Source organism: Streptomyces sp. P6-2-1 (assembly GCF_050613165.1).
In the GTDB taxonomy this organism is placed as follows: domain Bacteria; phylum Actinomycetota; class Actinomycetes; order Streptomycetales; family Streptomycetaceae; genus Streptomyces.
The window spans coordinates 6,928,451-6,943,511 of the sequence record NZ_CP192513.1 but is presented as its reverse complement, the minus strand read 5'-3'; the positions used below and the strand labels follow the sequence as shown (position 1 = coordinate 6,943,511).

13 protein-coding genes are annotated in these 15,061 nt (G+C 72.7%); all 13 read right to left on the bottom strand.

All coding sequences use genetic code 11. The features are described 5' to 3' along the window. Window positions 1–221 precede the first annotated feature (221 nt). Complete coding sequence (locus tag ACQYWQ_RS29205) at window positions 222–1,811, bottom strand: ABC transporter ATP-binding protein (RefSeq protein WP_431038803.1); 1,590 nt, start codon at window positions 1,809–1,811, stop codon at window positions 222–224. Next, entirely contained in the window at window positions 1,808–2,632 is an 825-nt protein-coding gene (locus ACQYWQ_RS29200; RefSeq protein ID WP_431038802.1) for an ABC transporter permease, read from the bottom strand. Before ACQYWQ_RS29200 ends, ACQYWQ_RS29205 begins: the two co-directional genes overlap by 4 nt. Next, a complete protein-coding gene (locus ACQYWQ_RS29195; protein WP_431038801.1) occupies window positions 2,629–3,582 on the bottom strand; it encodes an ABC transporter permease in 954 nt (317 codons plus the stop codon). Before ACQYWQ_RS29195 ends, ACQYWQ_RS29200 begins: the two co-directional genes overlap by 4 nt. Then, window positions 3,579–5,171 (bottom strand): ABC transporter substrate-binding protein, encoded by a 1,593-nt coding sequence (locus ACQYWQ_RS29190; protein WP_431038800.1) that lies wholly within the window; start codon window positions 5,169–5,171, stop codon window positions 3,579–3,581. Before ACQYWQ_RS29190 ends, ACQYWQ_RS29195 begins: the two co-directional genes overlap by 4 nt. A gap of 73 nt (window positions 5,172–5,244) precedes the next feature. Continuing rightward, window positions 5,245–5,463 (bottom strand): ferredoxin, encoded by a 219-nt coding sequence (locus tag ACQYWQ_RS29185; protein ID WP_431038799.1) that lies wholly within the window; start codon window positions 5,461–5,463, stop codon window positions 5,245–5,247. A gap of 37 nt (window positions 5,464–5,500) precedes the next feature. Then, a complete protein-coding gene (gene rpmF, locus ACQYWQ_RS29180; protein WP_431038798.1) occupies window positions 5,501–5,671 on the bottom strand; it encodes a 50S ribosomal protein L32 in 171 nt (56 codons plus the stop codon). Window positions 5,672–5,805: 134 nt separating this feature from the next. Then, complete coding sequence (gene rpsR, locus ACQYWQ_RS29175) at window positions 5,806–6,045, bottom strand: 30S ribosomal protein S18 (RefSeq protein ID WP_431038797.1); 240 nt, start codon at window positions 6,043–6,045, stop codon at window positions 5,806–5,808. A gap of 72 nt (window positions 6,046–6,117) precedes the next feature. After that, the gene (locus ACQYWQ_RS29170) at window positions 6,118–7,278 is read right to left on the bottom strand and encodes a CobW family GTP-binding protein (RefSeq protein WP_431038796.1); all 1,161 of its coding nucleotides are present in this window, start codon (window positions 7,276–7,278) and stop codon (window positions 6,118–6,120) included. Next, entirely contained in the window at window positions 7,275–7,529 is a 255-nt protein-coding gene (locus ACQYWQ_RS29165; protein WP_431038795.1) for a type B 50S ribosomal protein L31, read from the bottom strand. The genes ACQYWQ_RS29170 and ACQYWQ_RS29165 overlap by 4 nt, the downstream gene beginning before the upstream one ends. Before the next feature lie 335 nt (window positions 7,530–7,864). Next, the gene (locus ACQYWQ_RS29160) at window positions 7,865–8,197 is read right to left on the bottom strand and encodes a hypothetical protein (protein WP_431038794.1); all 333 of its coding nucleotides are present in this window, start codon (window positions 8,195–8,197) and stop codon (window positions 7,865–7,867) included. A 351-nt stretch (window positions 8,198–8,548) separates the two neighbouring features. Next, window positions 8,549–8,878 carry a beta family protein gene (locus ACQYWQ_RS29155; protein WP_431038793.1) on the bottom strand — a complete coding sequence of 110 codons (330 nt, stop codon included), beginning with the start codon at window positions 8,876–8,878 and terminating at the stop codon, window positions 8,549–8,551. Window positions 8,879–9,303: 425 nt separating this feature from the next. Beyond that, a complete protein-coding gene (locus ACQYWQ_RS29150) occupies window positions 9,304–10,155 on the bottom strand; it encodes a hypothetical protein (RefSeq protein ID WP_431038792.1) in 852 nt (283 codons plus the stop codon). Beyond that, window positions 10,152–14,774 carry an AAA domain-containing protein gene (locus tag ACQYWQ_RS29145; protein ID WP_431038791.1) on the bottom strand — a complete coding sequence of 1,541 codons (4,623 nt, stop codon included), beginning with the start codon at window positions 14,772–14,774 and terminating at the stop codon, window positions 10,152–10,154. The genes ACQYWQ_RS29150 and ACQYWQ_RS29145 overlap by 4 nt, the downstream gene beginning before the upstream one ends. Between the last annotated feature and the right edge of the window lie 287 nt (window positions 14,775–15,061).

Here is a 15,061-nt window from a genome sequence, read left to right as displayed (position 1 = left end):
AGCCGGTACGGCACGGGAACGCAGCCGGTACGGCACGGGGAAGCGCCCGGTACGGCACGGGAACGCGCCCGGACCGGCGAAGGCCGCGCCTCCCGTACGGGCCGTGAAACGCCCCCGGACGCGCCGCGGACGGCATGACGCGGCATCCTTCCTCCACCACGGGCGTCTTGACGCGGTGGAGGGTGCCGCGCGGTGGCGGGACCCACGCGGCGGCCCGCGCCTCACTTCCGCCCCGTACCCCGTTCCCTGGCCCCCACGAGTGCCGCCGTCACCGGGTGGGACGGGCGCGCGAGCACCTCGTGCGCGGGACCGGCCTCCACGACCCGCCCCGCGTCCAGGACGACGACACGGTCCGCGCGGCGCGCGACGGCCGCGAGGTCGTGCGAGACCAGGACCAGGGTCAGTCCGTCCACCCGCCGCAGCTCGTCGAGCAGGTCCACGATCTCGCGTGCGGTGTCCGGGTCGAGCGCGGAGGTCACCTCGTCGCACACCAGCACCCTCGGCCCCGCGGCGAGGGCCCGCGCGAGCGCCACGCGCTGCCGCTCCCCGCCCGAGAGGGCCCCCGGGCGCCGCGCGAGGACACCGGCCCCCAGACCGACCCGGGCGAGCAGCGCCCGCGCCTCGGCCGCCGCCCGGTCGGGGGCGAGTCCGCGCAGCCCGGTCAGAGGGCGGGTCAGGGCGCGTTCAGCGGACTCGCGCGGATTGAGCGCCCCGTGCGCGTCCTGCGCCACCAACTGCACGGGAGCCGCGCGTTCTTGCCGCGTCCCGCCCGGTTCCTCCCACGCCACGGTCCCCGCCGCAGGGCGCAGCAGCCCCGCGAGGCAGCGCGCCAGGGTCGTCTTGCCCGCCCCGGAGGCCCCGAGCACGGCGGTGCACGTCCCCGGGGCCACCGTCAGGCCGACATCACGCAGCACGGGCGCGCCCCGCCCGGGCCCAGCGAAGAGCCCCGACACGCGCAGCCCGCCGACCCGCGCGGCACCGGACGCGCTCCGCCTTCGCCGGGGCTCCGGCCCTGCGGCCAGGACGGTGCGGGGTGTGCCGCGTGTCGCGATCCGTCCCGCCTCCAGCCGCACGACCTCGTCGGCGAGGGACCCCACCCACTGCGGATCATGGCTCACGAGCACGACGGACCGCCGCGCCTCCCGTGCCGTCTCCTCGATCAACTCCCGCAGTTCCCAGGCGAGTCCGTCGTCCAGGCCGGCTGTCGGCTCGTCCAGCACGAGCAGCCGCGGCGCGCTCGCGAGTGCCGCCGCAAGTACCACCCGCCGCGCCTGACCCCCGGACACCTCGTGCGGCCTGCGCCGCAGGAAGGCCCGCTCCTGCGGCAGCCGTACGCGGTCGAGGAGCACCGCCACGCGCTCCGCGGCCGCTCCGGGCGGCACATCGGCGCGCCGCACCGCGTCCGCGAGGTGCGCGCCGATCCTGCGCGCCGGGTTGAGCGACGCCGCCGGGTCCTGTCCCACGTACGCGGCGAGCCGCCCCCGTACCCGGCGCGCGCCCTCGGGCGTGAAGGGGTCGGCGCCCGCGACGCGCACGCTGCCCGCGCGCAGGCCGAGCCCGGGGCGTACGTGCCCGAGCAGCGCGAGCGCCAGGCTGCTCTTGCCCGAGCCCGAGCGGCCCACGATCCCCAGGACCCGGCCGGCCCCGAGCACGAGGCCCGCGTCCGCGAGGACGGGCGCGCCGCCCCCGGCCGGGCCGAGCGTGAGCCCCTCCACGCGTACCGGCTCCGTGCCCGTCGGTCCCGCACTCGCGCGCACCGCCTGCCCGCCCTTCACGCCGTCACCCCCGCGTACCGCCTGCCCGTCCCTCACCGCGTCGTCCCCGCGCCCGCGTGCCGGTCGGCGAGCAGTCCCACGCACACCGACAGGGCCACGAGCAGGAGGGCCGGCACGAGGAACGGCGCCACGGCGAGCGAGGCGCCGGGCAGGTTCTCGCTCACCATGCGCCCCCAGTCCGGCTCCGCGCCGCTCCCGCCGAGCCCCAGGAAACCCGCCGTCGCCGCGAGGTGGAGCGAGGCGACGAACCGCAGTCCCGCCTCCGTGAGCGCCGTCCCCGCGAGTTGCGGCAGCACGTCGTGGCGTGCCACGCGCAGCACTCCGTCGCCGCGCGCCCGCGCCGTCTCCACGTATCCGGTGGTCACGACCCGCGCCGTCGCCGCGCGCAGCACTCGCACCGAGAAGGGTGCGGTGGCCAGCGCGACCGCGAGGACCGTGGCCAAATCGCTGCCGGGCAGACCGGCGGAGAGCACGAGAAGGAGCAGCAGCGGCGGGACCACGGCGAGCACGTCGACCAGCCGTTGCACCGCCTCCCCCACACGCACCGGCAGCAGCCCGGCGAGCACGCCCGCCGCGCCGCCCACCACGCTCGTGAGCAGCGTGGCGCCACCCGCGGTCAGCACCATCCCGCGCCCGCCGCACAGCACCCGGCTCAGCACGTCGCGCCCCAGCACGTCCGTGCCGAGCGGCAGCCCGGGTGCGGGTCCTCCGTACGCCGCTCCCACCTGCGCCCGCGCGTCGTGGGGCGCGAGAAGGGGGCCCAGGAGCGCGAGGCCGAGCACGAGGGCGGCGCCCGCCCCGGCGAGCCACGGCAGCACGGCGGGCCGCGCGGCACGTACCGCCACCGTCCCGCTCACCGCCGCGTCCTTCCCACCGGGTCGAGCAGCCGGGCGAGGACGTCGCCCGCCAGGAGGACGAGCAGGACGACGGCGGCGAGCGCCGTCGCGATGCCGAGCACCATCGGGGTGTCCCGTGCCGCCACCGCCCGCTGGAGTTCGCGGCCGATGCCGGGATAGTCGAAGACGCTCTCGACCACGACGGCCCCGCCCACGAGTCCCCCGGCCGTCAGCGCGAGGCCCTGCACCGCAGGACCCAGCGCGTTCGGCAGGACGTGCCGCAGCGCGAGCCGCGCCCCGCGCACGCCGTCGAGCCGCGCCGCCTCGACGTACGCGGCGCTGTCCACCTCGACGACGGCCGCCCGCACGAGCCGCGTCGCCGTCGCGAGCCCTGCCCCGGCGAGGGCGAGCACCGGCAGTACGAGCCCGCCGGGCGCCTGGAGCGGGGAGCCTCCGATGGGCACGAGGACGACCCGGGGCAGCAGCCCGAGGCCCGCCGAGAAGACCGCGATCAGGAGCGCCGCCGTCACGAACTCGGGGACGCTCGCGGCCGCCAGGGCCCCGAGCGAGACGAGCCGGTCCGCGGCACGACCGCGCCGCAGCCCGGCCCACAGCCCGAGCGCGGTGGCGCAGGGCACGACGAGGAGCAGGGTGAGCCCGGCGAGGAGGAGACTCGCGGGCAGCCGGTCCCCGAGCACCTGCCCCACCGGCCGGTGCCCCACGAGCCCGGTGCCGAGATCACCCCGTACGGCCCTCCCCGCCCACCGCGCGTACCGCTCGGCCACCGGCAGGTCGAGCCCCATCCCGTGGCGCACCGCCGCGCGCTCGGCGGGCGTGGCGTCCGCGCCCGCGACCGCGCTGACCGCGTCCCCCGGCAGCACCGACGTGGCGGCGAAGACGAGACCGGTGACGAGGACGAGCATGACGGCGGCCCAGGCCGCGCGACGGGCCAGGAAGACCGGCCAGCTCACCGCAGTGCCGCGCGAGAGAAGCCGGGGAACTGCTCGAAGAGGTCGTCGGCGATCCCGCCGACCCCGGCCGCCTGCGCGTTGAGGTACGGCTTGAAGACGGGCAGGACCGTGTTGCCCTCCTCCCACAGCTTCCGCTGCGCCGAGCTTCCCTGCTTCGTGGCCTCCGCTCCTGTACCGGCCCGCGCCCGCGCCACGAGCGCGTCCACGTCCGGGCGGTTCCAGCCGAGCGCCGAGGGCGAGCCGCCCGCCGTGTTCATCTGGTACGTCGGCAGCGCGGGCACCGGCACCTGGAAGGCGGCGACGAAGGGCAGCCGGCTGTAGGCGGCGAAGTCGGCGAAGAGCTGTCCCGCGGGCAGCTCGCGCACGCTCGCGCGCACCCCCACCGCGCGCAGGTCCTCGACGTAGAGCGTCGCCGCCTCGACCATGCCCGGGGTCTCGGGCCCGGTCGTCAGCCGTATCTCCATGCCGTCGGCCCCCGCCCGCTTGAGCAACCGCCTGGCGCCCTCGGGGTCGTGGGCGCGCTGCGGGAGAGCGCGCGCGTAGTCGGGGAAGCCGAGCGAGGGCAGGTCGTTGCCCACGGTCGCCTGTCCGTGGAACACCGTGCGGACGAGCGCCTCGCGGTCCACGGCGAGCTTGAACGCCTCCCTGACCCTGACGTCGTCGAAGGGCTTGCCGCGCATGTTCATCCGGAAGGACAGCGCGACGAGGTACGGGCTCTTGGAGGGCGCGAGCCTGACGCGCTCGTTCGTGCCGAGGGTGCGCGCGGCGACCGGCGCGAGGTCGTGCGCGAAGTCGACCTGGCCGCTCGTCAGCGCGTTGAGCCGGGCCTGCGCGTCGGCGATCGAGCGCAGTTCGAGGCCGTCGAGCAGCGGCCCCTCGTCGTAGTAGCCGTCGTGGCGGCGGAAGGCGGCGCCCTGCCCGGGCACGAACTCGGTGAGCCGGAACGGGCCGCAGCTCGGCGTCCGCTCGGTGAACTCCCGCGTGCCGTCCTTGACGACGAGGAAGTTGCCCTGGCACAGGATCAGGCGCCCGTCGGCGATGGGCCGCAGGGTCGGCAGGCGCACCGCGTGGGCGCCGTGCGCACTGGCCCGCTTCAGATCGAAGTCGAGCGCGATGAGCTTGAAGGCGGGCAGGGTGCTGGCGGCAGCGAGCCGCAGGGAGTGCAGGACGTCGGCGGGGGTGAGCCGCGAGCCGTCCGTGAAGCGCACGTCCTCGCGCAGCCGCAGCGTGTACGTGCCGAGGTCCGCCGAGATGTCGATGCCCTTGAGCACGCCGTACCGCACCCCGTCCTCGGCCTTCGGGTCCAGGTTGCCGAGGGTGCCGTGCCAGGCGCGGGCCCGCACCATGTCGAGCGCGGAGGGCCCCCGGAAGAAGTCGAGGGTCTCGGAGGCGCCGCCGCCGACGAACGCGGCCCGCAGGGTGCCGCCGGAGCGGCCCTTGCCGGAATCCGTGCCTTTGGCGGGCTTCTCCTCGTCGGAGGAGCAGGCGGCGAGCAGAGCGGCGCCCCCGCCGAGTGCGAGCGCGGCACCCGCGCCCGACGCGAGGAAGCGCCGTCTGCCGACGGGCGGGGGCAGGGAGGACGAGGACATGGACAACTCCATTCGTGAGCAAGGGAATCGGGAGCGGGAGAAGCGGAGGCGCGTACGCGGTGCGGCGGGCTTCTCAGTGGCCCTCGTCGTGGAGGGTGATCGCCCCGGAGGGGCAGCGATGGCGTGCCTCGCGGACGGAGGGGAGCAGCGCGGGCGCGGGGTGCGGGTCGACGAGGCGTACGAGGCCGTCGTCCTCGCCCTGGTCGAAGACCTCGGCGGCGGCGAGTACGCACTGCCCCGCGCCGACGCACACCTCGGTGCGCACGGTGACCCGCGGCCCCGGGGCGCTCATCGCGGCCGTCCGGGGCGCGCGCGGCGGACCACCGCGCTCACTCCCCGGGGCGCAGCAGGCCGCGCCGGCAGGCCGCCACGAGGTGCTGGGGGACGCGGTGGGCGACCCCGTCCACCGTCACGGTCACGAGCGTCGGGGGGCTCGCCTTCCACTGCGCCCTGCGGTGACGGGTGTTGGCGCGGGAGGTCTTGCGCTTGGGGACGGCCATGTGGACTGCCTTTCGGGTGAGGGAAGGGGGGCGGCTGCGGGGAGCCTCGTGGGTTGCGCGCGAGCGGCGGCCGACGGCCGCGGTCCTGCGGCCCCGCGATCGGGGCGCGGTGGCCGCGGCGGGCGGCGCGCGGCTCAGCGGCTCCGGTAAGGGAGCAGCGCCATCTCGCGGGCGTTCTTGATCGCGGTGGCGAGCTGCCGCTGCTGCTGGGCGCTCACCCGGGTGACACGGCGGCTGCGGATCTTGCCGCGGTCGGAGAGGAACTTCCGCAGCAGGTCGGTGTCCTTGTAGTCGATGTACGTGATCCCCGCGGCGTCCAGCGGATTGGGACGCGGGGCACGGGTGTCACGGCGGCGGGCGGGGGTGCGGGGCACGAGAGGGCTCCTGGTGGTGTGGCCGGTGGTGGCCGGTCGGGGCCGGTCGGGGCCGGTGGAAAGCGGTGGAGGTCAGTGGACGGGGTCGAGGAACTGGTCGAACGGGGCGGGGAAGTCCTTCCACGCCTCCGTGCCGCCCGCCATCTCGGCGTCCGTCAGCAGGCAGGAGGTGAGGACGTCGGCGATGCCCTCGCGGTCGAGGTCGGGCGAGGTGAAGACGAGGTGCTGTTCGCGGTCCCCGTGCTCGGGGTCCCAGTCGAGCGCGGCGGCGGCCCGGCGCAGCGGTGGTACCAACTCCCAGGCGGCGTCCGGGAGTCCGCGCAGCCACGGCCCTGCCGCCTCGACGCAGAGTGCGCCTCCTGCCGCGTCCCAGTGCAGGAGCGTGTCGGGCCGGTCGGCGAGCCAGAAGCGGCCCCGGCTGCGTACCGCGGCGCAGCACAGCTCCTCCAGCGCGTCGTAGAGACGGCCGGGGTGGAAGGGCCGCCGGTGGCGCCAGACGAGGGTGCCGACGCCTTCCTCCTCGGCCTCCTGCGGGAGGAGGGCCATCGCCGGGTGCTGCGCGGCCGCGGCCGCTTCGGTGTCGAAGCCCGCCCGGAGCAGTCCGGGCAGTTCGGGGGAACCGAGCGGCAGACGCCGTGCGGTGGGGTGGAGCTGGGCGAGCAGGGCGAGGTCGTCGGGGGCGTACTCGCCGTCCTGTCCCGCGAGCACGAGGACACCCGGGTACTCCAGCTGACGGGCGAAGGTGTCGCCCACGGTGCGCTCGTCCGTCGGCGCGGCCGCGAGACCGGCCTCGGCGAGATCGTCGCCGTTGCCGAGGCAGGCCAGGACGAGAGCGGGGTCCACCGCGGTCAGCACGTTGCCGAGCCGCAGCGACTCGCCCGCGTGCGCGACGACGACCTCGGCCATCGCGCGCGGCTCGACGGAGTCCCACAGCTCGACGAGGGCGAGGCGCGTCGCACCGTCGCCGGCGAGGCGCCGCAGCTCGGGGACCAGGTCCTCGCGCAACGCGCAGCAGGCGCAGTCGTTGACGAGCGGCGTCTCCCCGGTGGCGAGCGTGCCCGTGGCGTCGCGCACCTCGCGGACGACGGCGCCCGACGGCGCGTCGCGCAGGTCGTGGTGGAGCGCGACGCTGCCGGGCACCACACGCAGCAGGTGGGCGACGGTCCTCGCCCGGGCCTCGGCGTGGATTCCCGCCACGAGCACGACGGGCAGCGGGGAGTTCTCCGGCCTCATCGGCCGGCCCCGCGCCCGTACCGCCGCTCGAAGCGCTCGACCCGCCCGGCGGCGTCCACGACGCGCGCGGTCCCGGTGTAGAAGGGGTGGCTCGCGGAGGAGATCTCGACGTCGACCACCGGGTAGGTCCGGCCGTCCTCCCACTCGACGGTCCGTTCACTCGTCATGGTCGAACGGGTCAGAAAGGCGAACCCCGCCGCCCGGTCGCGGAAGACGACGGGGCCGTACGGGGGGTGGATACCGGTTTTCATCGCTGTCCTTCGTGCGTGCTCACGCCCCTGAGGGCCGCCGCGAGTCCAGGTGTGGCGCGGCGCGGGGGCCAGCATACGACAATGGTTTTCATTACCGAAAGCCGCCCGCGCGACACGGCGGAGCGAACACGGCCCGCGACACGGCAGAGCCAGCGCGGCACGCGGGCGGCTGAGCGACCCGAGCCGCCGGGGCGGTCTCGTATCACGTGCCGGGTCACGTAGCCCACGGGACCGCCCGGCAGTTCACGGGCGGCTCCCGCGAGCGACGGCACCCACCGAGGCCCCGAAGGACCCGACTTGAGCGAGGCCGCCCCGCGCGGCTCCGCCCAGGGACATCAGCCGGCCCAGGAACCCCTCCGCCCCACGCCCCGCTCATCACGCGGAGTCGTCTCGATGGGCCCCGGAGCAGCCCGCACCCCGCCGTCCAGCGTCCCCATCCGCTCCCCGAACGCGACCGCGACGGTGCGCCATTCGACCGCGGGAGCGCTGAGAGGCTCCACATACCGGGCGGCCCCGGCGAGACGCGCACTCACGGGGGCGTTCGCCCGGTTCAGGTCGAACCTCTCGGCGCCGGGCCGCTCGGCGAGCACCGCGATGGCCCCGACCGCCTTCGCGAACGCGTCGGGTGCGGGGCGGCGCGACGTGATGGTTCTGAGCCCAGTGGCCACGCCCAACACACCGCCCAGGGCCGGTTATCGGGTGGCGAGCCAGGTCAACTCGCGGAATGTGGCGGTAGCCCGGGCCACGTCGCACCTGCTCACCGTGGGCGCACGGGCGTTCCGGCAGGGACGGAGTGGTCCGCCCGCGCCGCTCGCACAGCGCTCGGCCCTTCTGCGCAGTGCGGGGGACGAGGCCGCCGGGACCGTCGTACCGCCCACCTCCGCAAGGAGCGAAGGAGTGTCCGGGAGGGGCCGCACGGTACGGGTTCCGGCGTGGCGAATCGTGGCGGGTCGTGGCGGAACGAGGAGGCACTCGCCCCGCTGTGCGGCCGAGGCGGAAGGGGCGCGTCTTCCGGGCCGTCAGGTGCCGGGCAGGGAACGGACGACGTAGGTCATGTGCTGCGCCTCACCCGCCAGGAGCCACTGGGCAGGGGTGCCGGTGCCCTGGCCGGTCGTCACCGGCCCTTGGGCGCAGTCGCGCAACCAGGACTCCCCGACGCTTGCGGCCGCCGTCCGGAAGCCGGGAAGATCCCGAATCCGGCCGGCCGCGGCCCGGATGCCCGCGGCACGGTCCGGCCCCTTGTTCAGCACTCTGCACAGCACGAACGAGCTGCCCGTGGTGTAGCGGAGGACCCCCCAGGGCGGCCCCCCTCCCCCGGGCTTCGTCGCCAGAGCCGCGGGGGGCTGCACTCCGTAGTCGCCGTACCTCAGCTGCGCGTGCGGCCGCGTAGCCGTTGCCGGTACCCTTCACGGGGAGAAGAGCGATCCGTGCGCCCGTGAAGGAGAACGTGGCGGTGGTACCCGCCCGGTCGCTGAAGTGGCCGTCGCCCCAGAAGTACTGCGTGCGCAACCGTGCCGGAGTTCCATGTACCGGCGTACCTAACCTGATCCACCGCTTGTCCGCCGTGCCTGCCTCCGGTTTGCTGGCCCGGCGCCGGTCCGACCTCCCGGACGACGGCCCTGAGAGGCATGGGTACGCGGATGCCGACGAGGGCGGCTCCGGCAGCCGGGGCCTCGCTGAGGTCTGGGAAGTGTACTCAGGGGGATGCGGGGTGTTCCTGCCAACGGTCACCGGCCCCGCGTATCGGCTGAGGCCGGTGACCCAGGGGCAGTTGTCAGGCCGTGGTTCTCGGGCGGGTGGCGGCGAGGTCGTTGAGGGCTCCGTTCACCACATGCCAGGAGACGTTGAACGTGTCGCGGTCGGGCCGATAGGCCTCGCGGTACTCGCGGTGGGGGTGGACGAAGTTGCGGTAGTCGCGCAGGGCATGGCTGAAGGAAGTCACGTCCGCGTCGATCCAGCCAGCTTTCCGGCAAATGTCGATCAGCTCTTGGAGGCTGATGCTGCGGGGGCTCTTGTTGCCGAGCAGGGTGGCGTCCCGTTCCTGGACGGCGGAGAGGAGGACACCTTCGAGGAGGCTGCCGAGCATGATGGTGGCCGCGACATGGGCACCGTTGGCGAAGCAGGTGCGGGCCTCGTCCAGACGGTGTTCGAGTAGGGCGGCCATGCGCTCGTCGCCGATGATGTCGGACATGGTTGCTTTGAGTTCGAGGGGTGCGTGCTGGCCGGGGTGGGCGAGTGCGGGGTCGCATGGCACGAGACGTGGGCGGCCTCCCGGGTTCTCCAGGCGCAGGCCCTCATGGACGAGGAAGGTGTTGACGGCCGAGAGGACCCTGGGAAGCTGCTCGGGTTCTTCGTAGTACTCACGGGCGTCCGCGAGCCGGAGCAGGACGTCCTCCAGGGCGCTGGGGTCCGTGCGGCGCTCCATGAGACGTTCGAGAGTCCACTCCGCGCGGGACTCTCCGTCGATTTCGGGTAGGTTGCGCCAGCCGGCGTTCCCGAGGAACTCGGAGATCTTGTAGGCGGGGCGGTAGAGGAGATGGTCGTCGCCGCACAGGACGCGGACAAGCTCCTTGAGGGTGTTGGTGTCCAGCGGAGCCGTGATGACGGCCGCGTGCGTCTGTGTCATACGGGGTCCTTGATGGCGTGAAGGGTTTCGGTAGCCGCACTGACCAAGTCCGCAGCGTCCGGGGGCGATACTTCGGGGTCGGCGCCGTCGTCGGCGGTGTCGTTCTCCGGGCCGGCTGGGAGGTCGAGCGGCGTCCAGGGGGCGGAGTCGGTAGGGGCAGTGACAGGGCTGGAGTAGTCGGCCGGGCGGATGTTCAGCCGGTCGAGCTCGTCCCACAGCCCGCTCAGCGCTCCGTCTGGGTCGAAGCGGAACTCGCTCTCCCTCACCCGCCAGAACCGCCAGCCGACGCGGCGAAGTTCACGGTCGCGCCGGTGGTCGCGCTCGATCTGTTCGCGTGTGGTGTGGTGGAAGAAGTCCCCATCACATTCCACTGCCAATCGTCCACGGGCGCCGACGACAACCAGATCAATGCTCTTCGTCCCCGCCGGGTACTGCGGCAGGACGTGATAACCGCGCTCCTTGACCTCCAGATATACCTGCTGCTCGAACAGGGACTGGAACGGCGGCCTGTGCACATCCGGGCGGACCGGGCCGATGTCGTCATTCGCGGCGAGTGCCGCGGGCGGGTTCTCCATGTAAGTGAGGAGGTTGAGCCGTAGGTCGTTCGGGCGGAGACGGTCGGGCGGTACCGAGTGGAAGAGCCACATCTGATCCTGGGCGCGACTGGCTGCGACGTTGTACGCCTGCTGCTCGCTGCGGGCGCCGCCGACAGCGCGTTGCGGGTCGGTGACGACCATCGACAGGAGGATGACGTGGCGTTCATCGCCTTGAAAGGAGGCGGCGTTGCCAGCCCGGATGCGGTGGTGCTCGCGAACGGGGCCGGGGATGCGTTTCTTGATCAGGTTTTCCAGCAGTCTGATCTGCCCGAAGCCTTGCAGCACGATCACACCGATCGTCTTGTCACGGTATGCCTCGTCCGAGGTCAGCCGCTCCAAGGTGTCAACAATCGCCTCCGCTTCCTTGGGATTGTGGATGCGCCCTTCCCGGCCCACGGTCGCGGCGTCTTCGACGAAGGTGGTGCGCAGCGGGTCGAGACGTTCGCCGCCGTACTGGCGCAGTGGCAGGAGCTTGTTGTCGTAGAAGGTGCTGGACGACCAGTTGATGATCTCCGGAACGCAGCGGAAGTGCTCGTCCAGCCGGATGACTTCGGGGAAGAACGTAGTGAGCAGGCCGTAGAGGTTGGTGTGCGGCATATACAGCTCGCGCAGGCCTGCGGGCATCTCGGGGAGGTGGGCCGCGAGCTTGTCGCGGATCGCCTGATGGCGGCCCTTGCCACTGACCGGGGGCGCGCACTGTTTATCGTCACCGACGACGATGACGCGGGGTGCGAGCCACAGCAGGAACAACGCGTCCATGCCGGCCTGACTGGCCTCGTCGACGATGACGACGTCGAACGTGTTGTGCTGGGCCTGGATCATTTCGGCGACCTGGGCGATCGGCATGACCCAGGCCGGTACAGCCCCCTGCGCCACAGCCATCCGCTCGCGAGCGGCAGCCCGGAAATGCCCGGCGCTGCGGCCCTTGCCCCGTCCGACGGACGCCATGTGGGTGCGGTACGCCTGCAGGGCGGACTTCTGCTCCTGCGTCATGTTCTGCCGACAGTGCAGCCGTCCCCAGGCGGCAGCGAGTTCGCCGGTCACTTCCTCCAGGCGTTTCTCCTGTTCGGTCAGTTCAGTGTCCAGCCGGCGTTCGAGTCCGGGCGCGCGGCGCACCCTGACGAACTGCTCCGCCTTGCCCCATGCCCACGCCCGGTCCAGTGCCGCCAGACGTGATTCCCACGCGGGGTCGTTCGCCTCCTCGCGGAGACGACCCGCAAGCAGCGGATGCGCGGCCCGTAGATCGTCGAGAAGCCGACCGCACCGCGTTCGGCGGGTATCGCGAACATGGGCGTGCTCCAGCGCCTCGACGGCCTTGGCGTAGGCATCGACATCCTGGTCGCGCAGGGCCGAGACCAGTGACCTGGCCTCCTCACACATGTGCTCGCCCTCCCGGGTGGCGCTCAGCTCCTTGTCCCAGGCGGCAAGCCGTGCGACTGCCTCGTCGGCCGCGCGGCGTCCGCCGAGCGCGGTGACCGCGACGGCAAGGTCTTGCCACGCCTCGGGGGTAGTGAGCAGCATGCGTACGCCGTGCCGCACCAGGATGTCGTCTGCACGCTCACGAGCCTGGGCGAAGCCGTCGATATGCCCCAACTGGTTCCTGCGGTTGTCTAGTTCGGCCAGTTGCACCTCAAGGTCACCGGGAGGAAGGGGTGCGCCCGCCTGCTTCCAGCGCAAGGCCACCGCGTCCAGAGCGATGCGAGCGCGCAGCCGAGCCAGGATGTGGTCGAGGTCGGCCGCGGTGCGAGGCGCATGGCCGTCGATGGTGCATGAGGTCAGGATCTCGCGGGCATCCTTCTGCGCCCGGGAGGCCAAGCGCGGCAGCCGTTCGCGCACGGTGCGGCCCTCTTTGGCCGCGAGGTGGTCACGCAATGCCTGCCCCGTGGTGACCATGCGCCCGGCCCGGTCTGCGTCCAGGTGTTCCGGGAGGCGGACGGGGCGCAGGCCCGACGCATCCAGGGCCTCACGCGCCCCGGCGATGTCCGCACCCGTGGTGGTGACACGCTCCCACAGCCCGAGACCGCCACGCGACAGCCGCAACGTGAGCGCGCGCGTGACCCAGGAACCGGTATCCCAGCCGGTGGCGTCGGAAGATACACCGAGATGGTGCAGGGCCGAGGCCGCTTCCTCCAGCCGCGACGCCAACTCGTCGGTGACCGCCGGATCGAGCGAGGCCAGCAGACTGCGCAACTCCACCGTGCGCGACGTCAGCCCGTCGTTGGTGACACGACTCGCACCGAATGTGGCCGCGACCTCGCTCACCGGCGGCACCTGTTCGAGCAGAGGCAGGGCGCCTCCGGAGCGTGGTTCGCCCGCGCCTTCGCGCAACAGAAGGAGCAGTTCCTGGGCCTGCTCCGCAGTGATCGGAGGCGTGGTTCCGGCTCCTTCGGGCAGAGCCCCGATCCAGCCGTGTGCCTGGCTCCGGTCCTGGACCTGCTGAACGATCCGAGCCAAGGTCCCGTCGTAGCCCGGGGCCACGGACCGGTGCCGGTATTCCTCCTCACGCAGGGAAAGGATCTGGTCAGTGAGGGTGTTGATCCTGCCGCGGATATTGAGGTGCAGGTTAGTGAGGCGGTCGATCTCGGCTCGGAGCGTCTCTGTGTCCGCCCCAGCGACGTGCTCGGTCAGGGCGGTGATGGTGCGGTCCAGCTCGCTCGTTCCGCTGTGTCGGGTCGAACTCAACAACAGGACACACAGGTCACGCACCGCCGGCGGCAGCTTGTCCCGCAGCACGGTCAGCGGCTGGTCACGCGCACTGGTGACCAGAACACGCTGCCCCTGAGCGAGCAGCGCCGAGACCAGATTGCCGATCGTGTGGGTCTTGCCCGTGCCGGGAGGACCCTGCACCACGACCCCGGTCTCCTTCTCCAGGCGTCGCAGCACACTGCGCTGCTGCTCGTTGGTCTTGCCGGGAAAAAGAGGATCGTCACCGAACAACGGCGCCTGTCGCCCCCCACGCACGTCCCAGGCCGTACGCTCGGGAGGATCGAGGTTCATCACCATCTGGGCAAGGCCGAGTGGTGCATGTGCCTCCGCCGCAATTGTGTCCGAGATCTGGCCGTACACACGCAGCAGAGCATTCAGGTTCCGCGGCCGCAGCACCAGAGCCGGAGCATACGTCAGCCGCGCCACCGGCTCCGGAACCTGGGGTGGCTGCCACCGCGCACTGAACACGACGCGTTGCTCAGTCGCCCGCTCCTGCCACTGCGCCAGCAACTCCAGGGCGTCGGGATGCAACGGATGCGTCGACCGGGCGGCGATCTCCTCGGCCAGCGCCGCTCCCCGCTCCCTCACCCAGCCGTCATCGGTGTCCAGGAAGTCCTGGTCTTCCAGCCGCAACGCGCCCTCGGCCGACAGCCGCACGGTCACCTGCGCCGTCCGACGATCCATCGATGTCTCCACCCGCTGCGTGAGCAGATGACGGTGCACCGTCTCCTCACCCGGCCTGTCCCATGCCAACAGCCCGACAGCCAGGACGAGTTCCGTGCGATCATCCTCAAGAGCCAGCTGCTGGTGCCACGCGTAGACCTTGTCGTACAGCGCCCGCAGGGGGCGTTCGTGGCGCTCGCGCTCGGCCCACTTGCGCCACCGCTGAAGCCAGGGGCCGTAGGCACGCAACACTTCACGGGCCTCATCGCGCGCCATGATGGTGGCCGCGTCGTCTTCGTCCTCCTCGGTTCCGCGCGCGGGAAGCAGCGAGCGGCCCGACCCCGCTTCGACCAGCGGCGGATCGATGCCGTCGGCGTCCAGACAGGCCGCCTGGTCCACCCACCCGTCGAGTACTTCGGGCAGCTCTGGCGGTGTTGTCTGCGAGACGTGATCGAGGCGCAGCACGATGCCGTCCTCGCGCGCCGTTGGCCTGCGCACCTGTTCAGGGAGGTCGGCCAGCCACAGCCGGTCCCGCCCCCGGTCGTCGCGCTGGCGCTGATGGCTGCTGTGGACCATATCCCGCAGAAAGTTCACGAGCCCGGTGGTTTGTGCGATGACATCCGGGTCGGCTGCATGGCGTCGCGGGGCGTTCACTTCTCTCCTTCCGATCGATGACGAACGGTCCAGGATGAGGGATGCCCCGGTCAGCGAGTGCCCACATTTCCGAAGATGGCCAGATTCACTCCATGTGGAACAGAAGCGGCAGACGACCCACGAGATAAAACGCCAGTTCGAGAAGGGAGGTGAAGTGGGAGGTTGAAGCGTTTCGGCAGGCTCGAAAGCACGCGCGGCCGGTGACGCACGCAGTCCTCGAACAGCACCTCTCGCTCTGGCAAGAACCGGCAGGTCCAGCGCGGCTTGCGAGGGCGTCGGACCGCCCC

Bases quoted from the DNA above. Each gene is read 5' to 3' on its own strand.
- ACQYWQ_RS29185 (WP_431038799.1), bottom strand. From the start codon at position 5,463: ATGAGCGCCCCGGGGCCGCGGGTCACCGTGCGCACCGAGGTGTGCGTC.
- ACQYWQ_RS29190 (WP_431038800.1), bottom strand. From the start codon at position 5,171: ATGTCCTCGTCCTCCCTGCCCCCGCCCGTCGGCAGACGGCGCTTCCTC.
- ACQYWQ_RS29150 (WP_431038792.1), bottom strand. From the start codon at position 10,155: ATGACACAGACGCACGCGGCCGTCATCACGGCTCCGCTGGACACCAAC.
- ACQYWQ_RS29170 (WP_431038796.1), bottom strand. From the start codon at position 7,278: ATGAGGCCGGAGAACTCCCCGCTGCCCGTCGTGCTCGTGGCGGGAATC.
- rpmF (WP_431038798.1), bottom strand. From the start codon at position 5,671: ATGGCCGTCCCCAAGCGCAAGACCTCCCGCGCCAACACCCGTCACCGC.
- ACQYWQ_RS29165 (WP_431038795.1), bottom strand. From the start codon at position 7,529: ATGAAAACCGGTATCCACCCCCCGTACGGCCCCGTCGTCTTCCGCGAC.